At 62.5% G+C, this 15,892-nt stretch carries 22 protein-coding genes; 17 read left to right on the top strand and 5 right to left on the bottom strand.

The features are described 5' to 3' along the window. Window positions 1-86 precede the first annotated feature (86 nt). The 3 genes from EGM87_RS13960 to EGM87_RS13950 all read right to left on the bottom strand — a co-directional run bounded on the left by EGM87_RS13960 (window position 87) and on the right by EGM87_RS13950 (window position 3,244). Window positions 87-245, bottom strand: a complete 159-nt coding sequence (locus EGM87_RS13960) for a SpoIIIAH-like family protein (protein ID WP_137710093.1) — start codon at window positions 243-245, stop codon at window positions 87-89. Between the two features lie 90 nt (window positions 246-335). Beyond that, window positions 336-1,379, bottom strand: coding sequence for a phage portal protein (locus EGM87_RS13955; protein ID WP_137710094.1), 1,044 nt, complete (start codon window positions 1,377-1,379; stop codon window positions 336-338). After that, window positions 1,376-3,244 carry a terminase large subunit domain-containing protein gene (locus tag EGM87_RS13950; RefSeq protein WP_137710095.1) on the bottom strand — a complete coding sequence of 623 codons (1,869 nt, stop codon included), beginning with the start codon at window positions 3,242-3,244 and terminating at the stop codon, window positions 1,376-1,378. The genes EGM87_RS13955 and EGM87_RS13950 overlap by 4 nt, the downstream gene beginning before the upstream one ends. Before the next feature lie 164 nt (window positions 3,245-3,408). Here EGM87_RS13950 and EGM87_RS13945 point away from each other — a divergent pair, with 164 nt between their 5' ends. From EGM87_RS13945 to EGM87_RS13890, 12 genes are all read left to right on the top strand, one after another. Further along, a complete protein-coding gene (locus EGM87_RS13945) occupies window positions 3,409-4,254 on the top strand; it encodes a GPO family capsid scaffolding protein (RefSeq protein WP_137710096.1) in 846 nt (281 codons plus the stop codon). Window positions 4,255-4,308: 54 nt separating this feature from the next. After that, window positions 4,309-5,361: a phage major capsid protein, P2 family gene (locus EGM87_RS13940; RefSeq protein WP_137710097.1), complete on the top strand. Its 1,053-nt coding sequence runs from the start codon at window positions 4,309-4,311 to the stop codon at window positions 5,359-5,361. A 42-nt stretch (window positions 5,362-5,403) separates the two neighbouring features. Then, a complete protein-coding gene (gene gpM, locus EGM87_RS13935) occupies window positions 5,404-6,261 on the top strand; it encodes a phage terminase small subunit (protein WP_137710098.1) in 858 nt (285 codons plus the stop codon). Window positions 6,262-6,381: 120 nt separating this feature from the next. Further along, window positions 6,382-6,609, top strand: a complete 228-nt coding sequence (locus EGM87_RS13930) for a hypothetical protein (RefSeq protein WP_137710099.1) — start codon at window positions 6,382-6,384, stop codon at window positions 6,607-6,609. Next, window positions 6,606-7,088 carry a head completion/stabilization protein gene (locus tag EGM87_RS13925; protein ID WP_137710100.1) on the top strand — a complete coding sequence of 161 codons (483 nt, stop codon included), beginning with the start codon at window positions 6,606-6,608 and terminating at the stop codon, window positions 7,086-7,088. Before EGM87_RS13930 ends, EGM87_RS13925 begins: the two co-directional genes overlap by 4 nt. Further along, entirely contained in the window at window positions 7,076-7,318 is a 243-nt protein-coding gene (locus EGM87_RS13920; protein WP_316252050.1) for a tail protein X, read from the top strand. The genes EGM87_RS13925 and EGM87_RS13920 overlap by 13 nt, the downstream gene beginning before the upstream one ends. Window positions 7,319-7,321: 3 nt before the next feature. Beyond that, window positions 7,322-7,654: a hypothetical protein gene (locus EGM87_RS13915; RefSeq protein WP_137710101.1), complete on the top strand. Its 333-nt coding sequence runs from the start codon at window positions 7,322-7,324 to the stop codon at window positions 7,652-7,654. 5 nt (window positions 7,655-7,659) lie between these two features. Beyond that, entirely contained in the window at window positions 7,660-8,142 is a 483-nt protein-coding gene (locus tag EGM87_RS13910; protein ID WP_137710102.1) for an N-acetylmuramoyl-L-alanine amidase, read from the top strand. Window positions 8,143-8,146: 4 nt separating this feature from the next. Continuing rightward, the gene (locus EGM87_RS13905) at window positions 8,147-8,626 is read left to right on the top strand and encodes a hypothetical protein (RefSeq protein WP_137710103.1); all 480 of its coding nucleotides are present in this window, start codon (window positions 8,147-8,149) and stop codon (window positions 8,624-8,626) included. Continuing rightward, window positions 8,598-8,855 carry a hypothetical protein gene (locus tag EGM87_RS13900; RefSeq protein ID WP_137710104.1) on the top strand — a complete coding sequence of 86 codons (258 nt, stop codon included), beginning with the start codon at window positions 8,598-8,600 and terminating at the stop codon, window positions 8,853-8,855. Before EGM87_RS13905 ends, EGM87_RS13900 begins: the two co-directional genes overlap by 29 nt. Next, the gene (locus tag EGM87_RS13895) at window positions 8,855-9,370 is read left to right on the top strand and encodes a phage tail protein (protein ID WP_137710105.1); all 516 of its coding nucleotides are present in this window, start codon (window positions 8,855-8,857) and stop codon (window positions 9,368-9,370) included. Before EGM87_RS13900 ends, EGM87_RS13895 begins: the two co-directional genes overlap by 1 nt. Next, window positions 9,367-10,038 (top strand): phage virion morphogenesis protein, encoded by a 672-nt coding sequence (locus EGM87_RS13890; RefSeq protein ID WP_137710106.1) that lies wholly within the window; start codon window positions 9,367-9,369, stop codon window positions 10,036-10,038. Before EGM87_RS13895 ends, EGM87_RS13890 begins: the two co-directional genes overlap by 4 nt. A 34-nt stretch (window positions 10,039-10,072) precedes the next feature. Here the strand turns inward: EGM87_RS13890 and EGM87_RS13885 are convergent, their stop codons facing one another. Beyond that, window positions 10,073-10,891 (bottom strand): FRG domain-containing protein, encoded by an 819-nt coding sequence (locus tag EGM87_RS13885; protein ID WP_137710107.1) that lies wholly within the window; start codon window positions 10,889-10,891, stop codon window positions 10,073-10,075. 105 nt (window positions 10,892-10,996) lie between these two features. On the opposite strand from EGM87_RS13885, the gene EGM87_RS13880 reads away from it, so the two are divergent. From EGM87_RS13880 to EGM87_RS13860, 5 genes are read left to right on the top strand one after another with little or no spacing between them, the layout of a single operon-like run. Then, complete coding sequence (locus EGM87_RS13880; RefSeq protein WP_137710108.1) at window positions 10,997-11,890, top strand: baseplate assembly protein; 894 nt, start codon at window positions 10,997-10,999, stop codon at window positions 11,888-11,890. After that, complete coding sequence (locus EGM87_RS13875) at window positions 11,887-12,438, top strand: phage tail protein I (protein ID WP_137710109.1); 552 nt, start codon at window positions 11,887-11,889, stop codon at window positions 12,436-12,438. Before EGM87_RS13880 ends, EGM87_RS13875 begins: the two co-directional genes overlap by 4 nt. 11 nt (window positions 12,439-12,449) lie before the next feature. Next, window positions 12,450-14,843, top strand: coding sequence for a gp53-like domain-containing protein (locus EGM87_RS13870; protein ID WP_137710110.1), 2,394 nt, complete (start codon window positions 12,450-12,452; stop codon window positions 14,841-14,843). A 10-nt stretch (window positions 14,844-14,853) separates the two neighbouring features. Further along, window positions 14,854-15,237 carry a tail fiber assembly protein gene (locus tag EGM87_RS13865; protein WP_137710111.1) on the top strand — a complete coding sequence of 128 codons (384 nt, stop codon included), beginning with the start codon at window positions 14,854-14,856 and terminating at the stop codon, window positions 15,235-15,237. A gap of 11 nt (window positions 15,238-15,248) precedes the next feature. Further along, on the top strand, window positions 15,249-15,506 hold the full coding sequence (locus EGM87_RS13860) for a hypothetical protein (RefSeq protein WP_137710112.1): 258 nt from the start codon (window positions 15,249-15,251) through the stop codon (window positions 15,504-15,506). Window positions 15,507-15,621: 115 nt separating this feature from the next. Here the strand turns inward: EGM87_RS13860 and EGM87_RS13855 are convergent, their stop codons facing one another. Then, a complete protein-coding gene (locus tag EGM87_RS13855) occupies window positions 15,622-15,861 on the bottom strand; it encodes a DUF6894 family protein (RefSeq protein WP_410483114.1) in 240 nt (79 codons plus the stop codon). Window positions 15,862-15,892: the final 31 nt, after the last annotated feature.

The following is a 15,892-nucleotide window of genomic DNA, read 5'->3' as shown; positions in this document are numbered from 1 at the left end:
GCAATTTTGGGTAGCCTGAAGCACGGTTTGCCAACCTCCTGCAAGAGCGGACGTGCCGCAATCCACCCTGAACGCCCTTGACGGGTTTATTCGGTGTCCTTGCTGCCGAATACGCGGTGGATCGCTTCCCAGAATAACGCCGTGCCCATTACTCCCGCTGCCGCAAGGCGTTGGCCATCAAACAACAACCAACCTGCCAATGCGAGCATGAAAACCCAAAGCGCGATGATCCATGGCTTCGTCATAGGTCCGGCCTACAGAGAATTGCGTCAGCTTACCACCATGCCTCGCTCAACAGCGGACCATCTCCTTTCCACCCCTAACAGACATCTAACTCAAGCCACCTGCGCCCGCTCCGCGAACCGCACGGCCTCGACACCGATCATCTCGTTCAATTCGAGGAAGACCGACTGCAACGGCTGGATTTCCAGTTCAAAGAAGGCGTCGGTCGCCTTCGACACGTCCCCGAAGCCCCCTGCGTTCGCGGGCACGATGCCCAGCAGCTGGGGCGGCACCCGATGCGCGGCCAGGATGTCGTCGCGCGTCGTGTTCTTGATCCCCAGAAATTCGTCCTTCGCGCCGGCCTCCGCTATCGGCAACAACTTGACGCCGTTTTCCTTGCCGGCGGGCGCATGCAGCAACAGATTGCGGAAATTGCCCGGTCCCTTCGACCGCTCCAACGCCTTGCGCATGGCGCCCACGTCGCCGTCGGCAAACTGCCCCATCAGATAGAGGATATAGCCCGCGTGGCTCCCATTCTCGTAATAGCGGCGCCGGAACAGGGTGGCGTTTTCGTTCAGCAAAGCCGATTGGATCGCCGGCACATATTCCGGCACCCCATAGAGTTCCTGGTTGACGTCTTCGGCCATCAGCTGATGCACGGTCCCCGGCGCGAACTCGCTTTCCGGCTGATGCCCCGGCACCCAATAGAAGCGGCCTTGCTCGACACCGCGCCGGGTATATTTCGCCAGGCAATGGTCGAGGCGCATCGTGCGCCCAAGCCGGTTCGGGATTTCCTGCACATAGCCGTTGCCCAGCACCAGATAGTCTTGCGCCAGGGCGCGGAAATCGCGGCGTGACAGAAACGGCGTGGGGATGAAGCTGGCCGCCAGCATGTTCTTTTTCAGCATGATCGCGCTGCTATGATGCGGCGACGCGCGCAACGTTCGCGACAGCCCGTCCATGGAAATCGGCGGCTCATACCAGCGGCCATTGTGCCAGCATTCCAGCAGATCGAGCAGGGTCGCCCGGTTGACCGGCTCCGGCTCCCCGAAGGTGAAGGCCTCGATCGTCGGGCTGTTGCCATTGGTCGCGACGATCGCGCCCTTCGACGCCTCGGCCACTTCCCTGCGGTTCATGCGGCGCGCGCGCTTGCTCATTCGAATAGCTCCAATCTGGCTGTCGGCATTTCCTTGCCGTCCAGCGGTTCGTTCATGAGGATGTGCATGGTCGCCCAGGCCAGATCGGCATGGCCGTCATCGCCGCCGCGCCCTGCCTTGAAGGTGATGTTGCGCCCGCTGGTCGTCAGGGTCTTCTTGATCGAGACGAAGGCCGACACGATGTCGAGCATGCCGGCATCGAACGCGATGCGGCCACGGCGCACGACATTCTGCGCCTTCATGATCATGTGCTGTTTCAGTTCCAGCGAATATTCGATCTTCGCGACGACGCCGCCAGGCAGCGCATCCGGCTTCGCCATGATCTGATAGACGCCGGCGCCCACGCCCCGCGCGTCGATGCCCAGATAGGTGCAGTTGTAGCGCTTCAGCATCGCCTTGATGAAATCGGCCTGCTGCTCGAAATCGAGGCCGCGCAGCTGGTGGCGCTCAAGGATGCGGAATGACCCGCCCTCGACCGCCGGCGGCGCCGCAATGACCAGGGCGGCGTTGTCGCCGTCCTCGCTCTCTTGCGGGTCATAGCCTGCCCACACAGGCCGATTGCCGAATGGGCGGGCGCTTTCCGGGTTGAAGTCGGTCCAGTCGACCAGGCTATCGCAGCCGCAGCGGATCAGATCGTTGAATTTGAAGGCGGACTGGCTATCATCCACGAAGTCGCAAAGGAACAGGTTGGCGAATTCGTCGGGCGCATATTCATCTTCCAGTTCCTCGATATCGAACAGGTCGCACCCGCCCGCCTCGGCATCGCGGATGTTGACGATGTGCCGCCAGATGCGATCCGGCCCGACGCTGCCCAGCGCCAGCGCGGCATGGCTGACGTCAATCTTGATCTGCTCGGACTTCTTGCGCCGCCGGTTGCGGCGGTCGCCGGTCCAATAGGGATAGGCCGGATGCGCGACGGTCGATGGCGTCGAAAAGTAAGTCTTCCGCCACTTCTTATGGGTCGCCATGCCCGAAGCGACCTTGTTCAATTCTTCGAATGAATGGACCCAAAAGAATTCGTCAAAATAGAAATTGCCGTGGCGGCCCTGGGCGGTGCGGAAATTGGTGCCCAGGAAGTGCAGTTCGGCCGCCGCTTCCTCCGCTGGGCGCAGGTCCGACGTGATCAGCATCGGGTCGCCGGTTAGCACGACGCCGACCAGTTTCGCGAAGCTGACGATATAGGACCGGAACTGGTGCGCCTGCGCCTTCGACGCGGATAGGAAAACCTGGTTCCGTCCCGTCTCGATCGCGTCGATCAGGGCTTCGAACGCGAAATAATAGGTCGCGCCGATCTGGCGCGACTTCAGGATCATGCGGGTGCGCTGATCCTTCGCCTGCCACCAGCGATGCTGATAATCATAAAGGCCGTCGAGAAAGATGCGCTTCAGTTCAGCCGCCTGATCGGCGGTGAAATGGTTCTTCTTCGGCTTCTTGCGCGGTCCCGCGTTCCGATTGCCGACCTTGTCGTTCAGATCGCCGGCATGGCCGCCGGGGGCCTCATAGCGGCGGACGCGGGCGAGCGCTTCAACCTGCCTGGTCAGCGCGTCCATTTCGACCAGGTCGCCGGGGGTCTTCTTCTCCTTCGAAATCAGCGTCATCAGCCGAAGTTCGAGGCAGTCCTCTATCTTGCGGATCGACGGCGCATCATCCCAGCGATCGCGTTGCTTCCACGCCTCGATTGTCGCGCGCGGGATCGCCTTGCCCTGGTCGTTGACGATGCCATGCAGCGCGAATTCATCCGCGATCTGCGTCACGCCCCAGCCCTTCCAATACAGGCTGCGCGCATGCCGACGCGGATCGAACTGCCAAAAGGCAGACGGTGCGCCGGGATGGGGGGATTGCCCAGAAGGTTTCTGATCGCTCATCGCGGCGGACCATGCCGCGCCGCTAAGCCACTGATCATGCCCGTCCATTTGTAGAGGCGGCCTCTACAAATGCTCAGTCTTGAGGATCAGGCCCCGGAACGCCCTTTCTGCTGCCAGCAAACGCACCAGCGCGCCGCCACGCAAGCAAGGAACCGGAACCGAACATGGCAAAGAGCAAATTTTTCCGCGTCTTCGTCGAGGGCTTCACCGCCAGCGATGGCCGCAAGATCGAGGCCGCGTGGATTGACGATATCGTCGCCACCTTCAACGCCGCCACCTATACGCCGCGCATCAATTGCGAGCATATCAAGGGCTTCAGCCCGGAACCGCCCTTCAACGCCTATGGCAGCGTGACGGCGGTCAAGGCCCAGACCGACGAACTGGAAATCGACGGGGAGAAGGTCCGCTGCCGCGCCCTTTATGCGCAGGTCGAGCCGAACGACCAGCTGCTGAAGATCAACAAGGCCGGCCAGAAAATCTTCACGTCGGTCGAGATTAGCCCCGATTTCGCCGGCACCGGCAAGGTCGGCCTGGTCGGCCTGGCCGTAACGGACAATCCCGCTTCGCTCGGCACCGAAGCCCTGTCCTTCTCTGGCCTCAAGCCCATGTTCGACGCCCGCAAGGTGCATCCCGACAATCTGTTCTCCGCCTCGATCGAAACGACGATCGTCATGGAGTCGGAAGGCGCGGACAATGGCAGCGTGGCCGATGCCATCAAGGCCGGCTTCGCCAGCATTGCCACCATGTTCAGCCGCTCGGAAACCGAAAAGCCGAAGGAAGAACCCAAGCCCAAGCCCGCGAATGACAACGGCTTCGATGTCGCCGCCTTCAGCACCGCCTTGGGCGAACAGGTGGCCGCCGCCGTCAAGCCCGCCCTGGACGCGGCGAACGCTGCCAACGCCGCCGTCGCGGACCTTACCGCCAAGCTGGAAAACACCCAGCAGCAGGGCTTTTCCCGTCAGCCGGCGAGCGGCGGCGGCGGCAACGCCTCCTTCCTGACCGACTGCTGATCCTCCCTCCCGCGCCCTCCCTCCTGATCCCTCCCCTTTTCGGAGACACCGGACATGCTCACCTCTACTCGCCTGCTCGTTCATGCGTTCGTCGCCCAGGTGGCGAAGCTGAACGGGCTTCCCGCCGGCCTCACCGCGACCCCCGGCCAGCTGGCCGAATTCAACGTCGCGCCCGCGATCGAGCAGAAGCTTCAGGCCAAGCTGCGCGAAATCAGCGACTTCATGTCGCGCATCAACGTCATGCCTGTCGTCAACCAGCAGGGCAGCCGCGTCGGCGTGGGCGTCAATCGGTCGCTGGCGAGCCGTACCAACCGCGCCGCCGGCAACAAACGCAGCCCGCAGGATATCACCGGGTCGGATCAGATCGACCAGTATCTCTGCAAGAAGACCGACTATGACTATGCCTGGTCGTATGAACTGCTCGATGCCTGGTCACATCAGCCGGAATTCCAGCAGCTGTGCCGCGACGCGGTACTGGCGCAGAAGGCCGAAGACGTCATGTGCATCGGCTTCAACGGCGTGGCGGCGGCGGTCGAAACCGACCGCGAGGAATTCCCGCTGTTGCAGGACGTCAACTTCGGCTGGCTGCACAAAATCCGCACCTATGCGCCGGGGCGCGTCATGGCGCACGGCACCAAGGATGCCCTGAAAATCTATGTCTCCGACACCGGCACGGCGGACTATGTGAACCTCGACGCCCTGGTCTTCGACGCGATCCAGAACCTCATTCACGAACGCTATCGCACCGCGACCGACCTGGTCGTCATGGTGGGCAGCGACCTGGTCCATGAGAAATATTTCAAGATCGTCTCGGAAGCCGGCGACAAGGCGACCGAACAGGTCGCGCGCGACGTGATCCTGTCGAGCCGCCAGCTGGGCGGAAAGCCGACCGTCCAGGTGCCCTTCTTCCCGGCGGGCAGCATCCTCATCACCAGCTTCAAGAACCTGTCCTATTACTGGCAGATCGGCACCGCCCGTCGCGCCATCCAGGACAATCCGTCGCTGGACCAGATCGATAACTTCGAAAGCATCAACGACGCTTTCATGGTCGAAGATTATGGCAAGGCCGCCCTGCTCGAAAACATCCAGCTTGGGCCGAAGGTTTAATCCTTCGGCTCCCGCCCGCCACCATCGAGCAGGAACGACATCATGACACCAGCACGTGCCCATCGGGAACGCATGGCCGCCCTCGCTGCCGCCGCCGTTGACCCGAAACAGGTTGTCTCCTCCGATGGGGGCGGGCAACCTGCCCCGTTGATCGTGGACCGCACCCCGGCCATGATCCACCGCGAGCAGATCGCCGCGACGGCGATCGTCACCGCTCCCGAAACCGCCACGTCGGCCGAAGACCGCATCGCGGCCCAGATCGTGCTGCGACTGACCCATGACCTTCGCGATCTGAAGGAAATCAAGGGCGTCGATGCCAAGGTGGCCGCCAAGCGCCGGATGCTGCCCGAATATCAGGCATGGATCGATGCCATAGTGGCGGCGGATGCCGGCGCGGGCGACGGCCTCATCGGTGAGGTCGTACCGACCTGCATGGTCTGGCTGATTGACACCGGCGACTTTGCCGCCGCGCTCGACCTGGTGCCGTTCCTGCTCAAACACAAGGTCGCCATGCCGGCGCGCTACAAGCGCGACGTGGCGACAGTCGTTGTCGATGAAATCACCGCCGCCGCGCAGACTGTCCAGGCGCTGGGCGAAGCCTTCCCGGCGGACATCCTCGCCCGCGTCGCGGACCTGGTCGACGGCGTCGACATGCACAATGAGGTCCGCGCCAAGCTGCTGAAGGCCATCGGCATCGAGCAGCTGCGCGCAGCGGAGGACATGGATGCGAACGAAAGCCGCGCCCCGCTCGAAACCGCGCTGGCGACGCTGAAGGAAGCCCATCGCCTCTGGAACCGCGTGGGCGTCCTCGATCGCGTCAAGCGCGCGGAAAAGCTGCTGAAGGCGCTGCCGCCCAGCACCGATCAGAACAACGAACAGGGCGGCCAGCAGGCCGCCTGACAGGCTCGCCCCCGGCGCTCGGGGGCGGATCGCGCGAGGCGGGAGGTTTTCGAACCATAGGGCCGCTCTCTGTCCCGATCCCCACCCCCGTATGCCGGCGGGCCGGAAATCGGAGGCACCATGACCATCGCCGTAGCCCTTTGGCTCATTTTCAAATCGATCCTTCTTGTCGTCGCCGCGCTGTTCTTTGCCGCGATGGCGCTGGGCAGCTGCATCGGCGGGGTTCTCGCCTCCGATGACGATGCGCCTCGCTGGCTCTGCCCGATCCTCCTGACCGTCGCGCTGCTGATGACGGGCGCCTGTATCGTCTCCATGGGCGGCCTCGCGAAGCTGGTCGTCTTCGCATGAGCTTCGTCGCGCGTCCTCCCGCTTCGCAAATTGAGCAGCCGCCGGCGCCGGAAACGGTCGTCGTGAATGACGGCTTCTTTCCCGACGTCGATCCGGCGTCGGTGCGGGACGTCGCGCGCATCCCGACCAGCATCACGCCCGCCCGTCTGCGCGCCGCGATCCTGGGCGGCATCATGTCGGCGGAAATCGACCTGCGCCAATTCGCCGCGGATTGTCGCGCCGCCGGCTATGCCAAGCTGGCCGATGTTCCCGCGCCCCAGCTGGACGGGCAGAGCGTGCAGCTGATCCGCTATCAGCGCGCCGTCGCCCTGTTCGCCAAGGCCGAACTGATCGAGCGCCACCGCGATTTCGACACGACGTCCGCCGGCGGCAACCAGGCCGACGAACTCACCCCGTCGATCGATGAACTGCGCCGCGATGCCATCCACGCGATCCGCGACATGCTGGGTCAGCTGCGCACCGGCGTTTGGCTGATCTGATGGCCGCTGCGCTGCGCCTCGTTGCTCGTCAGGGCGACAAGCTGGACCAGCTGCTGTTCCGCGACGCGGGCCTTGGCCCGAACGAACTCACCCGCGTCCTCGACGCCAATCCGGGCCTTGCCGACCTCGGCTCCATCCTCCCGCTCGGCACCGTCGTCATCGTGCCGGCCACCGCCACCACCGAAGCCAGCGCGACCCGCGTGCGGCCCCTCGTTCAACTCTGGGACTGATCCATGGACCTGCGCACCCTTCTTCAATCGGCCCCTGATTTCATTGGATCGCTGGCGCCCTCGCTGATCGGATCGGGCGTCGCCCAGGTCTGGAAACCGGGCCTGTCCTGGCGCCAGCGCTTCGTCCAGTGGATCGTCGGGTCAACGGTCAGCTTCTACGCGACCCAGGCCATCATCGAATTCACCGGCTGGAATGAATTCATCGCGCAGTCGATCGGCTTCGGCATCGCCCTGATCGCGTTCGACGCCACGCCCCGCCTGATCGCCGCGACGTCCGACGCCCTTGCCCGCATCCCCGCCGACCTGGCTGACCGCTTCACCAAAAAGAGGCCCTAAGACCCATGCGCATCATCAACCGCATCAACATCCATTGCACCGCGAGCCGCGCGGGCCGTGCCTATACCGTCGAGGATATCGACCGCGACCATAAGGCGCGGGGCTTCGGCGCCGGCGCGTCGCGCCCCTGCGGCTACCACTATGTCATCTATGCCGATGGCAGCGTGCATAAGGGCCGCCGCGAAGACGAAATCGGCGCCAATGCCGCCGGCTATAACAGCAACTCGATCGGCATCGTCTATGTCGGCGGCCTGGACGCCGCCGGCAAGCCGCTGGACACCCGCACCCCGGCGCAGAAGGCCGCTCTGGCCGCGCTGGTCCGCGATGTCGCTGGTCGCTATAAGGTGCCGCCCTCGCGCATCCTGGGCCACCGCGACCTGTCGCCCGACAAGAACGGCAATGGCAGGGTCGATCCGTTCGAATGGACCAAGCAATGCCCATGCTTCGACGTCCAGCCCGAAGTCGCGGGCTGGCTGAACGGGGGCTGATCCCATGGGCAAGCTGACCGCGATCCTGAAAACCGCGTGGGGGCTGCTGACCGGCTCCCGCGAAACCGTCCTGCTGATCGCCATCGCGGGCGCGGCGGCGGCGCTCTATGCCTGGGGCGCCACCGCGCGGAAGGATCGCGATCAGCTTCAGGCCTGGGCGAAAAAGGCCTGCCTCTCCGCCGGTGCCACCTTCCCCGGCGCCGGCAAGAAGGTCGATCCCTGCGTCCAGCGCATTGCCGACCTGGTCGCCTTCGAACGACAGACGCAAGCCGCGACCAACACCATTCTTGCGGGCGCCGTCGAACGCCAGGCCACGAAATCGACCGCCGACACCGCCCTTTCCCGAACCCAAGCCGCGCGCCGCACCGATGCCGCCGCGCAGATGGAGAAAGCCGATGCCCAGATTGCCCCGGATGATCGCGTTGGGCCTGATTGGTTCGATAGCCTCAATCGCGTTGCAGGGCTGCGCCCACCAGGCCGTTGAGCGCCCCGCGCCGCCCGTCGTCGCGATCGAGGTCAAGGACACGCCGCCGGCGGACCTGCTGACCTGCCCAGTCGCGCCGGCGGGCTTCCCCAAGGACGCCCAGGCCGAAATCCCGCCCGCTGTCCGCGCCGTCATCATCGACATCGCCAAGGCGCTTGCCTCGACGCGCGACCAGCTGGTGCGCCTGGTGCGCTGGCATAGCCCCGGCGCATGCGAGGATGCTGGCTGATGCGCAAGGCCGATAGCCTGCGGCGCTGGCTGACCGCTTTCCTGCCCGAATTGGCAACTCATGCTGACCGCCTTCAGATCTATATCGAGGGCGGACAGATCATGACGCGCAAGTCCGCGACGCTGTCATTCGTCTATGGCTACACGCTGAAGGCCCTCTTCACCGATTTCGCCGGCGACAGCGACCGCCTGATGGTGCCGCTGCTGGCCTGGATCGAAAAGGAACAGCCCAGCTTGCTCATGAGCAGCGACAGCCAGCCCTTTTCCTTCGAAGCCGAATTGCTCGACGGCGATCTGTCCGACGTCGAATTGTCGATCGACCTGACCGAAACCGTCCTGGTCATCCCGCGCGCGGATGGCAGCGGCTATGACATCACGCACCCGGAAGAACCGAATTACGACCAGTTCGCCGGCGTGACGTCGTCCTTCCTTCAGGGCTTCGGAAATGTCGAACTGCTCGTGCAGACGGATGATCCCGACGCCGTGCTGACCCCGGCGCTGCCGCCGGCGGCATGAGCGACGACCTGGCCGAAATCGAACGGATCGCGGGAAGCCTGTTGCGGGGCCTATCGTCGGGCCAGCGCCGCACCCTCATGCGCCGCATGGCCCGCGAACTGGCGATCAGCCAGCGCGAGCGCATCACCGCCCAGCGGCAACCCGACGGCTCGCCCTTTGAAGCACGCAAGAAGAAGGAACCGCCGGTGTCGGGCCGGGGCGCGGCCTGTTTCCTCTATCCCGCAGGCGGCGGCGGTGCGCCGCGCCGCGTCATCATGAAAAGTTTCACGTGGGGCAATGGCCAGATGATGACGGGCTTCGATATCGAGGCCGGTGCGATCCGCTCCTTCGAATTCGCCAAGGTCGTCAAGTGGCTCCCGGTGCCGGAAGAATATCGGAACGTCGGCGGCGGCAAGCTGCGCCGGCGTGGCGGCCTGAGGCGCAAGGCCATGTTCCGCCGCCTAGCCAGTTCGCGGTTCATGAAGACGGGCACGGACGACCAGGGCTTCTGGGTCGGCTTTTCCGGTAAGGTCTCTCAGATCGCCGGCGTCCACCAATACGGCTTGCGCGACAAGCCATCGCTGCGAACGAAGGCCGTTCCCTATCCCCAGCGCGAATTGCTGGGCGCCACTCCGGCGGATCGGGAACGACTGCTAGATTTGCTATACAGACATATGGTCGACACTTGAGCAAAAATAGCTGCATTTTGCGCTAGCAGTAGGTCTAAGTCTCATCCGGAGCGGGTTCATCCGCAATGTCGTTAAAATTCTGCTGACCGCCTAGCGCTATTAGGTCATCCATCATAGCCGTCGCATTGAAGCGACGTGCCGCAAGGTTCATATCTGAAAAAATCTTGCTGTCGATTATACCAAACGCAGGCAGTGCATATAGAACCGCGCCCTTTATTTCGGCTGGTATCCTAATTAACTCCTGACATCCTTCGATTGCTTGGCACGCTTCAGAGTGCAGGGTCATCAGACTATCTTGAGCGGTTGACCGGGCGTTCATTCCTGTGGCGTCGAAAAGTGCTGGCTTTTCTCTGTTCTTGAAGACCTCGATCGTATCGTTATTCCAGAATTCGTCGAAGCGTGAACGGAAGCAATAATATATGACCGCGTCCGCTTTATCGTCCTCGGCGCGACCGGTGCTAGTGCATGCGAAGAATAGGGCGACCAATGGATTGGACGTCCAGTCCAGGAGTGGGGTTGCGATCCCATAATGCCTCGCCAACACAAGCCATTCGACATAGTTACGAGCGGGAGGGGAGCCTAGCCGCCGTGCTTCTGATATCCATCGACGCAGCCTGTCACGATCGCTGATGCCGGAAGCATTGCCCCGGTATACGGTAGGCCGGATATCCCAATTAACATTCGCTTGCCCGCGAAAAATGACATTTGGAGTGTAGCAACCGGCAGTTGCGAGGACGCACTTGCTGATAATCTCAAACCCTGCATTTTTCTCGCTCATCAAAATGATGAAGTCTTCCCAGCTGCCTTTCGTCACTCGCCACCTGCCCATCCACTTGCCGATCGTCTCACGCATTACCGCCGTCTAATATAACTGAACAGACCGGCATCCATTTGTAGAGGCGGCCTCTACAAATGCAGGCGGTAGCGTGCCCTATGACCCCCGCCCGACATGGGCGCCATGGCCGATGCAACCTATACCGCCGTTGATCTGTCGCGCCTTCCCGCGCCGGACATTATCGAGGCATTGGATTTCGAAACGATCCAGGCCGATGCAGTCGCGCGCATGGTCGCGCTCATGCCTGAGTTCGAGACCCGCGACAGTGATCCGGCGACGAAGCTGTTGCAGGTCGTTTCCTACATCGTCCAGCTGGTCCGCCAGCGCGTAAACGATGCCTGTCGCGCCGTCATGCCGGCCTATGCTGTGGGCGCCGACCTCGACAATATCGCGGCGCTGTTCGGCATCACCCGCCTGACGATCACGCCGGCGGATACCGTGCTGGGCATCCCAGCAGTGATGGAAAGCGACACCGATTTCCGCCGGCGCATGGTGCTTGCCCCCGAAGGCTATTCGGTCGCGGGACCGGAGGGCGCCTATATCTTCCATGCCCTGTCGGCCGATGCTGATGTGCTGGACGCCAGCGCCACCAGCCCCGACCCCGGCGAAGTGCTGATTTCGATCCTCTCCCGCACCGGCTCAGGCGCCGCCTCGCCGGAACTGATCGCGACGATTTCGGCCTATGTGTCGGACGAAACGCGGCGCCCCCTGACCGACTTCGTCACCGTCCAATCCGCTGAAATCGTGAACTATGCGGTCATCGCCACGCTGACCACCTTCAGCGGCCCCGATGGCGGCGTGGTGCTGGCCGCCGCCCAAGCAAGCCTTGATGCCTATGTCGAGTCCAGCCACCGCCTCGGCCGTGACATCACCCGCTCGGCCCTGTTCGCGGCTCTTCATGTCGAGGGCGTCCAGAATGTCGTCCTGACCTCGCCGGCGGCCGACATCGTTATTTCGCGCACCCAGGCGCCCTACTGCACCGGCACGACCGTCAACTATGCGGGGACGGGCGAATGACCTATCCGTCGCTGCTGCCTCCCGGCTCGACCGCGCTGGAAAAGGCGCTGGAACAAGTCGCAGCTGGTCTGCTCGATATTCCGACGCCCATCCGCTCTGTCTGGTCGCCCGACAACTGCCCCACCGGCCTGCTGCCCTGGCTTGCCTGGGGGCTGTCGCTCGATAACTGGTCGTCCGACTGGCCCGAAGGCATCAAGCGCGAGCGCGTGCGCAAGGCGATCCCGATCGCGCGACAGAAGGGCACCGCCGCGTCTGTCCGCGCCGTCGTGCAGAGTTTCGGCGGATCGGTCGCAATCCGCGAGTGGTGGCAGATGGAGCCGAAGGGCGATCCGCACACCTTCAACCTGGTCCTGAACCTCGATCAGAACGGCGCGCCGGCATCGGCCGCCTTCGTCGACCAGGTCATTGCCGAAGTCGGCCGCGCCAAGCCGGTGCGCAGCCATTTCACTTTCACCCAGGGCATTACCGCCCAGGCCAGCGTCGGCCTGATCGCAGCGGTGCGCCCGACCATCTATGCCCGCCTGTCCTGCACGGCGCCGGCGGCCTGACCGGAGGAACCATGGCCCTTACCGCAATCGTCACCAATGCGGGCCGCGCCGCGCTTGTAAATGCCAGCAACACTGGCACGGCGCCCGTCACCATCGCGCAGGTCGGCCTTACCGCCACCGCCGTTGTTCCCGGCGTAGGCATCACGGCCCTGCCCGGTGAATATAAGCGCGTCGCCACGATCTCCGGTGATGTTGTGGCCGACGACACCATCCACCTGATCGTCCGCGACGAAAGCACGGACGTTTTTACGGTTCGCAGCTTCGCGCTCTATCTGGCCGACGGCACCCTGTTTGCCATTTACGGGCAAGCTGGTGTCATCTTGGAAAAGTCGGCGCAGGCCATGATGCTGCTGGCGATCGACGTGCAGTTTGCCGACGTGGCCGCCGCGATGCTGACGTTCGGTGACGCCAATTTTCTCAATCCGCCCGCGACCACAGAAATGCAGGGCGTCGTGGAACTGGCAACTGTTGGGGAAGCACAGGCAGGCATTGACGCGCTACGTGCGCTTACTCCTGCTGCTGCCAAGGCTGCTATTCTTGGCTGGCTGCTGGCGCAGGATGGTTCCGGCAGCGGCCTCGACGCCGATCTGCTCGACGGGCAGGACGGCAGCTACTACGCGAACATCCCGCAGCGCCTCGGCTACGCGCCCGCAAATCGGGCGGGCGACACCTTCACCGGCAACTTGGCGATCTCCAAAACCGGCAGTCAGGAACTGCATTTTTCGGGTACCGGCAACTATAAGTGGCGCGCCATCGGGACCAATCTCGCTGGAAGTGGCGGCAATTTCCACCTCCAATACACGACTGACAATTTCGGCTCTTCGTTCGTCAGCGGATTGATGCTGACCACTGCTGGCATGGCGTCGTCTCAGGGGCAGGGCGTCTTCTGGGGACCGAACAACGATGGCGCGGGTTCGGGCCTCGACGCCGATCTGCTGGACGGGCAGGACGGCAGCTACTATGCGAACATCACGCAGCGCCTCGGTTATACGCCGTGGCATCCCGGCAACGATGGCGCGGGGTCGGGCCTTGACGCGGACCTGCTCGACGGCCTGCAAGCCTCGCAGTTCATGCGCAATGCCAATGGAACATGGGTCGCCTCTGAAGAGGGTGCCGCACGGTTTTTCTTCAGCGCCAACGCCGACACCTACGCGCGGGTAAAGAACTCTTTTCGCTGGCAAAATTCGTCCAACAATGATGTTGGATCGATAGACGAGGCTGGCAATCTGTTTCTGAACGGACAGGTTGATACCACGCGTGTTCTTTGCAGAGCGAACGGCGACGGGCAGGCGGTTAAGATTGGCGATGACGCATTCATCGGCGATGTAAATATTCCCAACGGTTTTCGCGTGACGGGCATTCAAGACCCGACGCGAGGTTTCATCAACTTCGGCAATAGCGACACCGCATCGCTTGGCCGGATCGGCACCGGGCACCTGATCTATAACGGCAACATCATCTGGCACGCTGGCAATGATGGCGCGGGTTCAGGCTGCGATTCCGACATGCTGGATGGCTTGCACGCCAGTGCGTTCGGTCGTTCGGATGGTTCGACAACCTACACCGGATCAATCAATGTAACGGCTGACAATCAGGCGCTCTTCAAAGCCACATCGGGCGTAACTCCGACTGTCATCCATCGCGTCGATGCCACCAATTACTGGTTCCTGCTCAGCAATGCGGCAGCGGGGTTGAACTCCACATGGAACGCCTTCCGTCCGCTCCGCATTGACCTTGCTACAGGAAAGATATTTTCCGATAACGGGCAGGAGTTCTCCGGCGAACTTATAAGTAATGGTGCGATCAAAAGGGATTATGGTTTTTATCTTGACCTCCCCGGCAATACCCCAATTCTGAATTTCGATAGTTTCGATTACATTAATTATGATCGAGCTAACAATATATTTCGTCTATACATCGGGGGGGCGGAGCGCATCGTTTCTCCGCTGGATGGCAACCTCGACCTCTACGCGTCCACGGGTTCTGTTTTCATCAACAATAAACTGATCTGGAACATCGGCAATGACGGTTCCGGCTCTGGCCTCGATGCTGACCTGCTGGACGGCTATCAGGCCAGCGACTTGGCCAAATATAGCGACTTTGCCAACAACCTGTCCGCTGCTGGTTATCAGAGGCTCCCGAGCGGGCTGATCCTGCAATGGTGTACCACCGCAACGCAGCAGAATGTCGAAACGACGACGACCGCGACTTTCCCGATCCAGTTCCCCAACGCCGTGCTGGACGTCCAGCTGACTACCCGCGTCGATATCGCCAGCGTCGAAGCAGACACTTGGTATCAGCTGGTGGGCGACCCTTCATTGAGCGGCTGCACCGTCATGCGCGCGCGATCGGACAACGACGCAGACCGCCCCTCCTACTGCCGCATCTTTGCGCTTGGTCGATAAGGAAGACATCATGCCGCTCTATTTCAGCCCAGCCAATGCCGCCTTCTACGACGATGGTTTTCATTCGATCATTCCGGCTGACGCTCTGGAGATCAGCCAAGCGCGCCATGCCGAATTGATGGAAGAGCAGGGCACAGGCCGCGTCATCGCCGCCGGAGCCGACGGCTTTCCGATCACGCTCGATCCGCCCGCTCCATCGGATGCCCAGGTGCTGGCGTGGATGCGCAGGCGGCGCAATCGCCTCTTGGCCGAATGTGACCATACGCAGATGCCCGACATGACTCTGTCGGAAGCTCAGCGCGAAGCTTGGCGCGAGTACCGGCAGGCTCTTCGCGATCTGCCCGAAACGACCAGTGACCTTACGGCCATCGAATGGCCGGTGCCTCCCGCCTGAAAGGACCATCCATGACTGACCTGAAATACAAGATCGGCGCGTTCAACAGCGAAAACCGGACTGTGCCCGTCACCTTCACCAGCGGCGACATCACCCATGAACGAACCGTCAACGCGGTGCTCAAGGCTGACGGCAGCTATGATCGCGCCGGCACCAAGGCCCGCGTCGAGGAAGTGGCGCGCGGCGTCGCTCATAAGATTGGCCTTGGCGTCATCACCGTGCCGCCGCCGGAACCGGAAATGCCCGCTGTCGAACCGACAGCCGACTAAAGACGGGCGGCGGCTATGAACGCCGCTGCCCCGCTTCGGCTGAAGGCTTCATATTGCCACCGTTGCACCCGCAGGTTACGCTCGCCGGGACGATCAGATCGCTGCAAACGGCTATTTACTCGGTCAGCACTACGGCATCTCGAAATTTCACCCGCGCGACCTCCGTGTGGGCTATGTTTACGATGGATATAGAATGGCTTAGGCACAACTTACCGGTGAGCAAGTCTCCCGCCATCACATCTCTCGCGCTTAAAACGGCTAAATTGATCGCAGCGTCTAGTGAAACGAAGTCTCTGCCATCAGGATCCTCCAACACGGAGCCATTCTCATGAAGATGTAGATAGTAATGCGCCACATCACTGACTTTCTTGACGTCGACATCCGAT

The organism is Sphingobium sp. RSMS (assembly GCF_005406185.4).
In the GTDB taxonomy this organism is placed as follows: Bacteria; Pseudomonadota; Alphaproteobacteria; order Sphingomonadales; family Sphingomonadaceae; genus Sphingobium; species Sphingobium fuliginis.
Note: the sequence above shows the minus strand (reverse complement) of the source record. Positions and strands in the feature narration are given on the sequence as shown.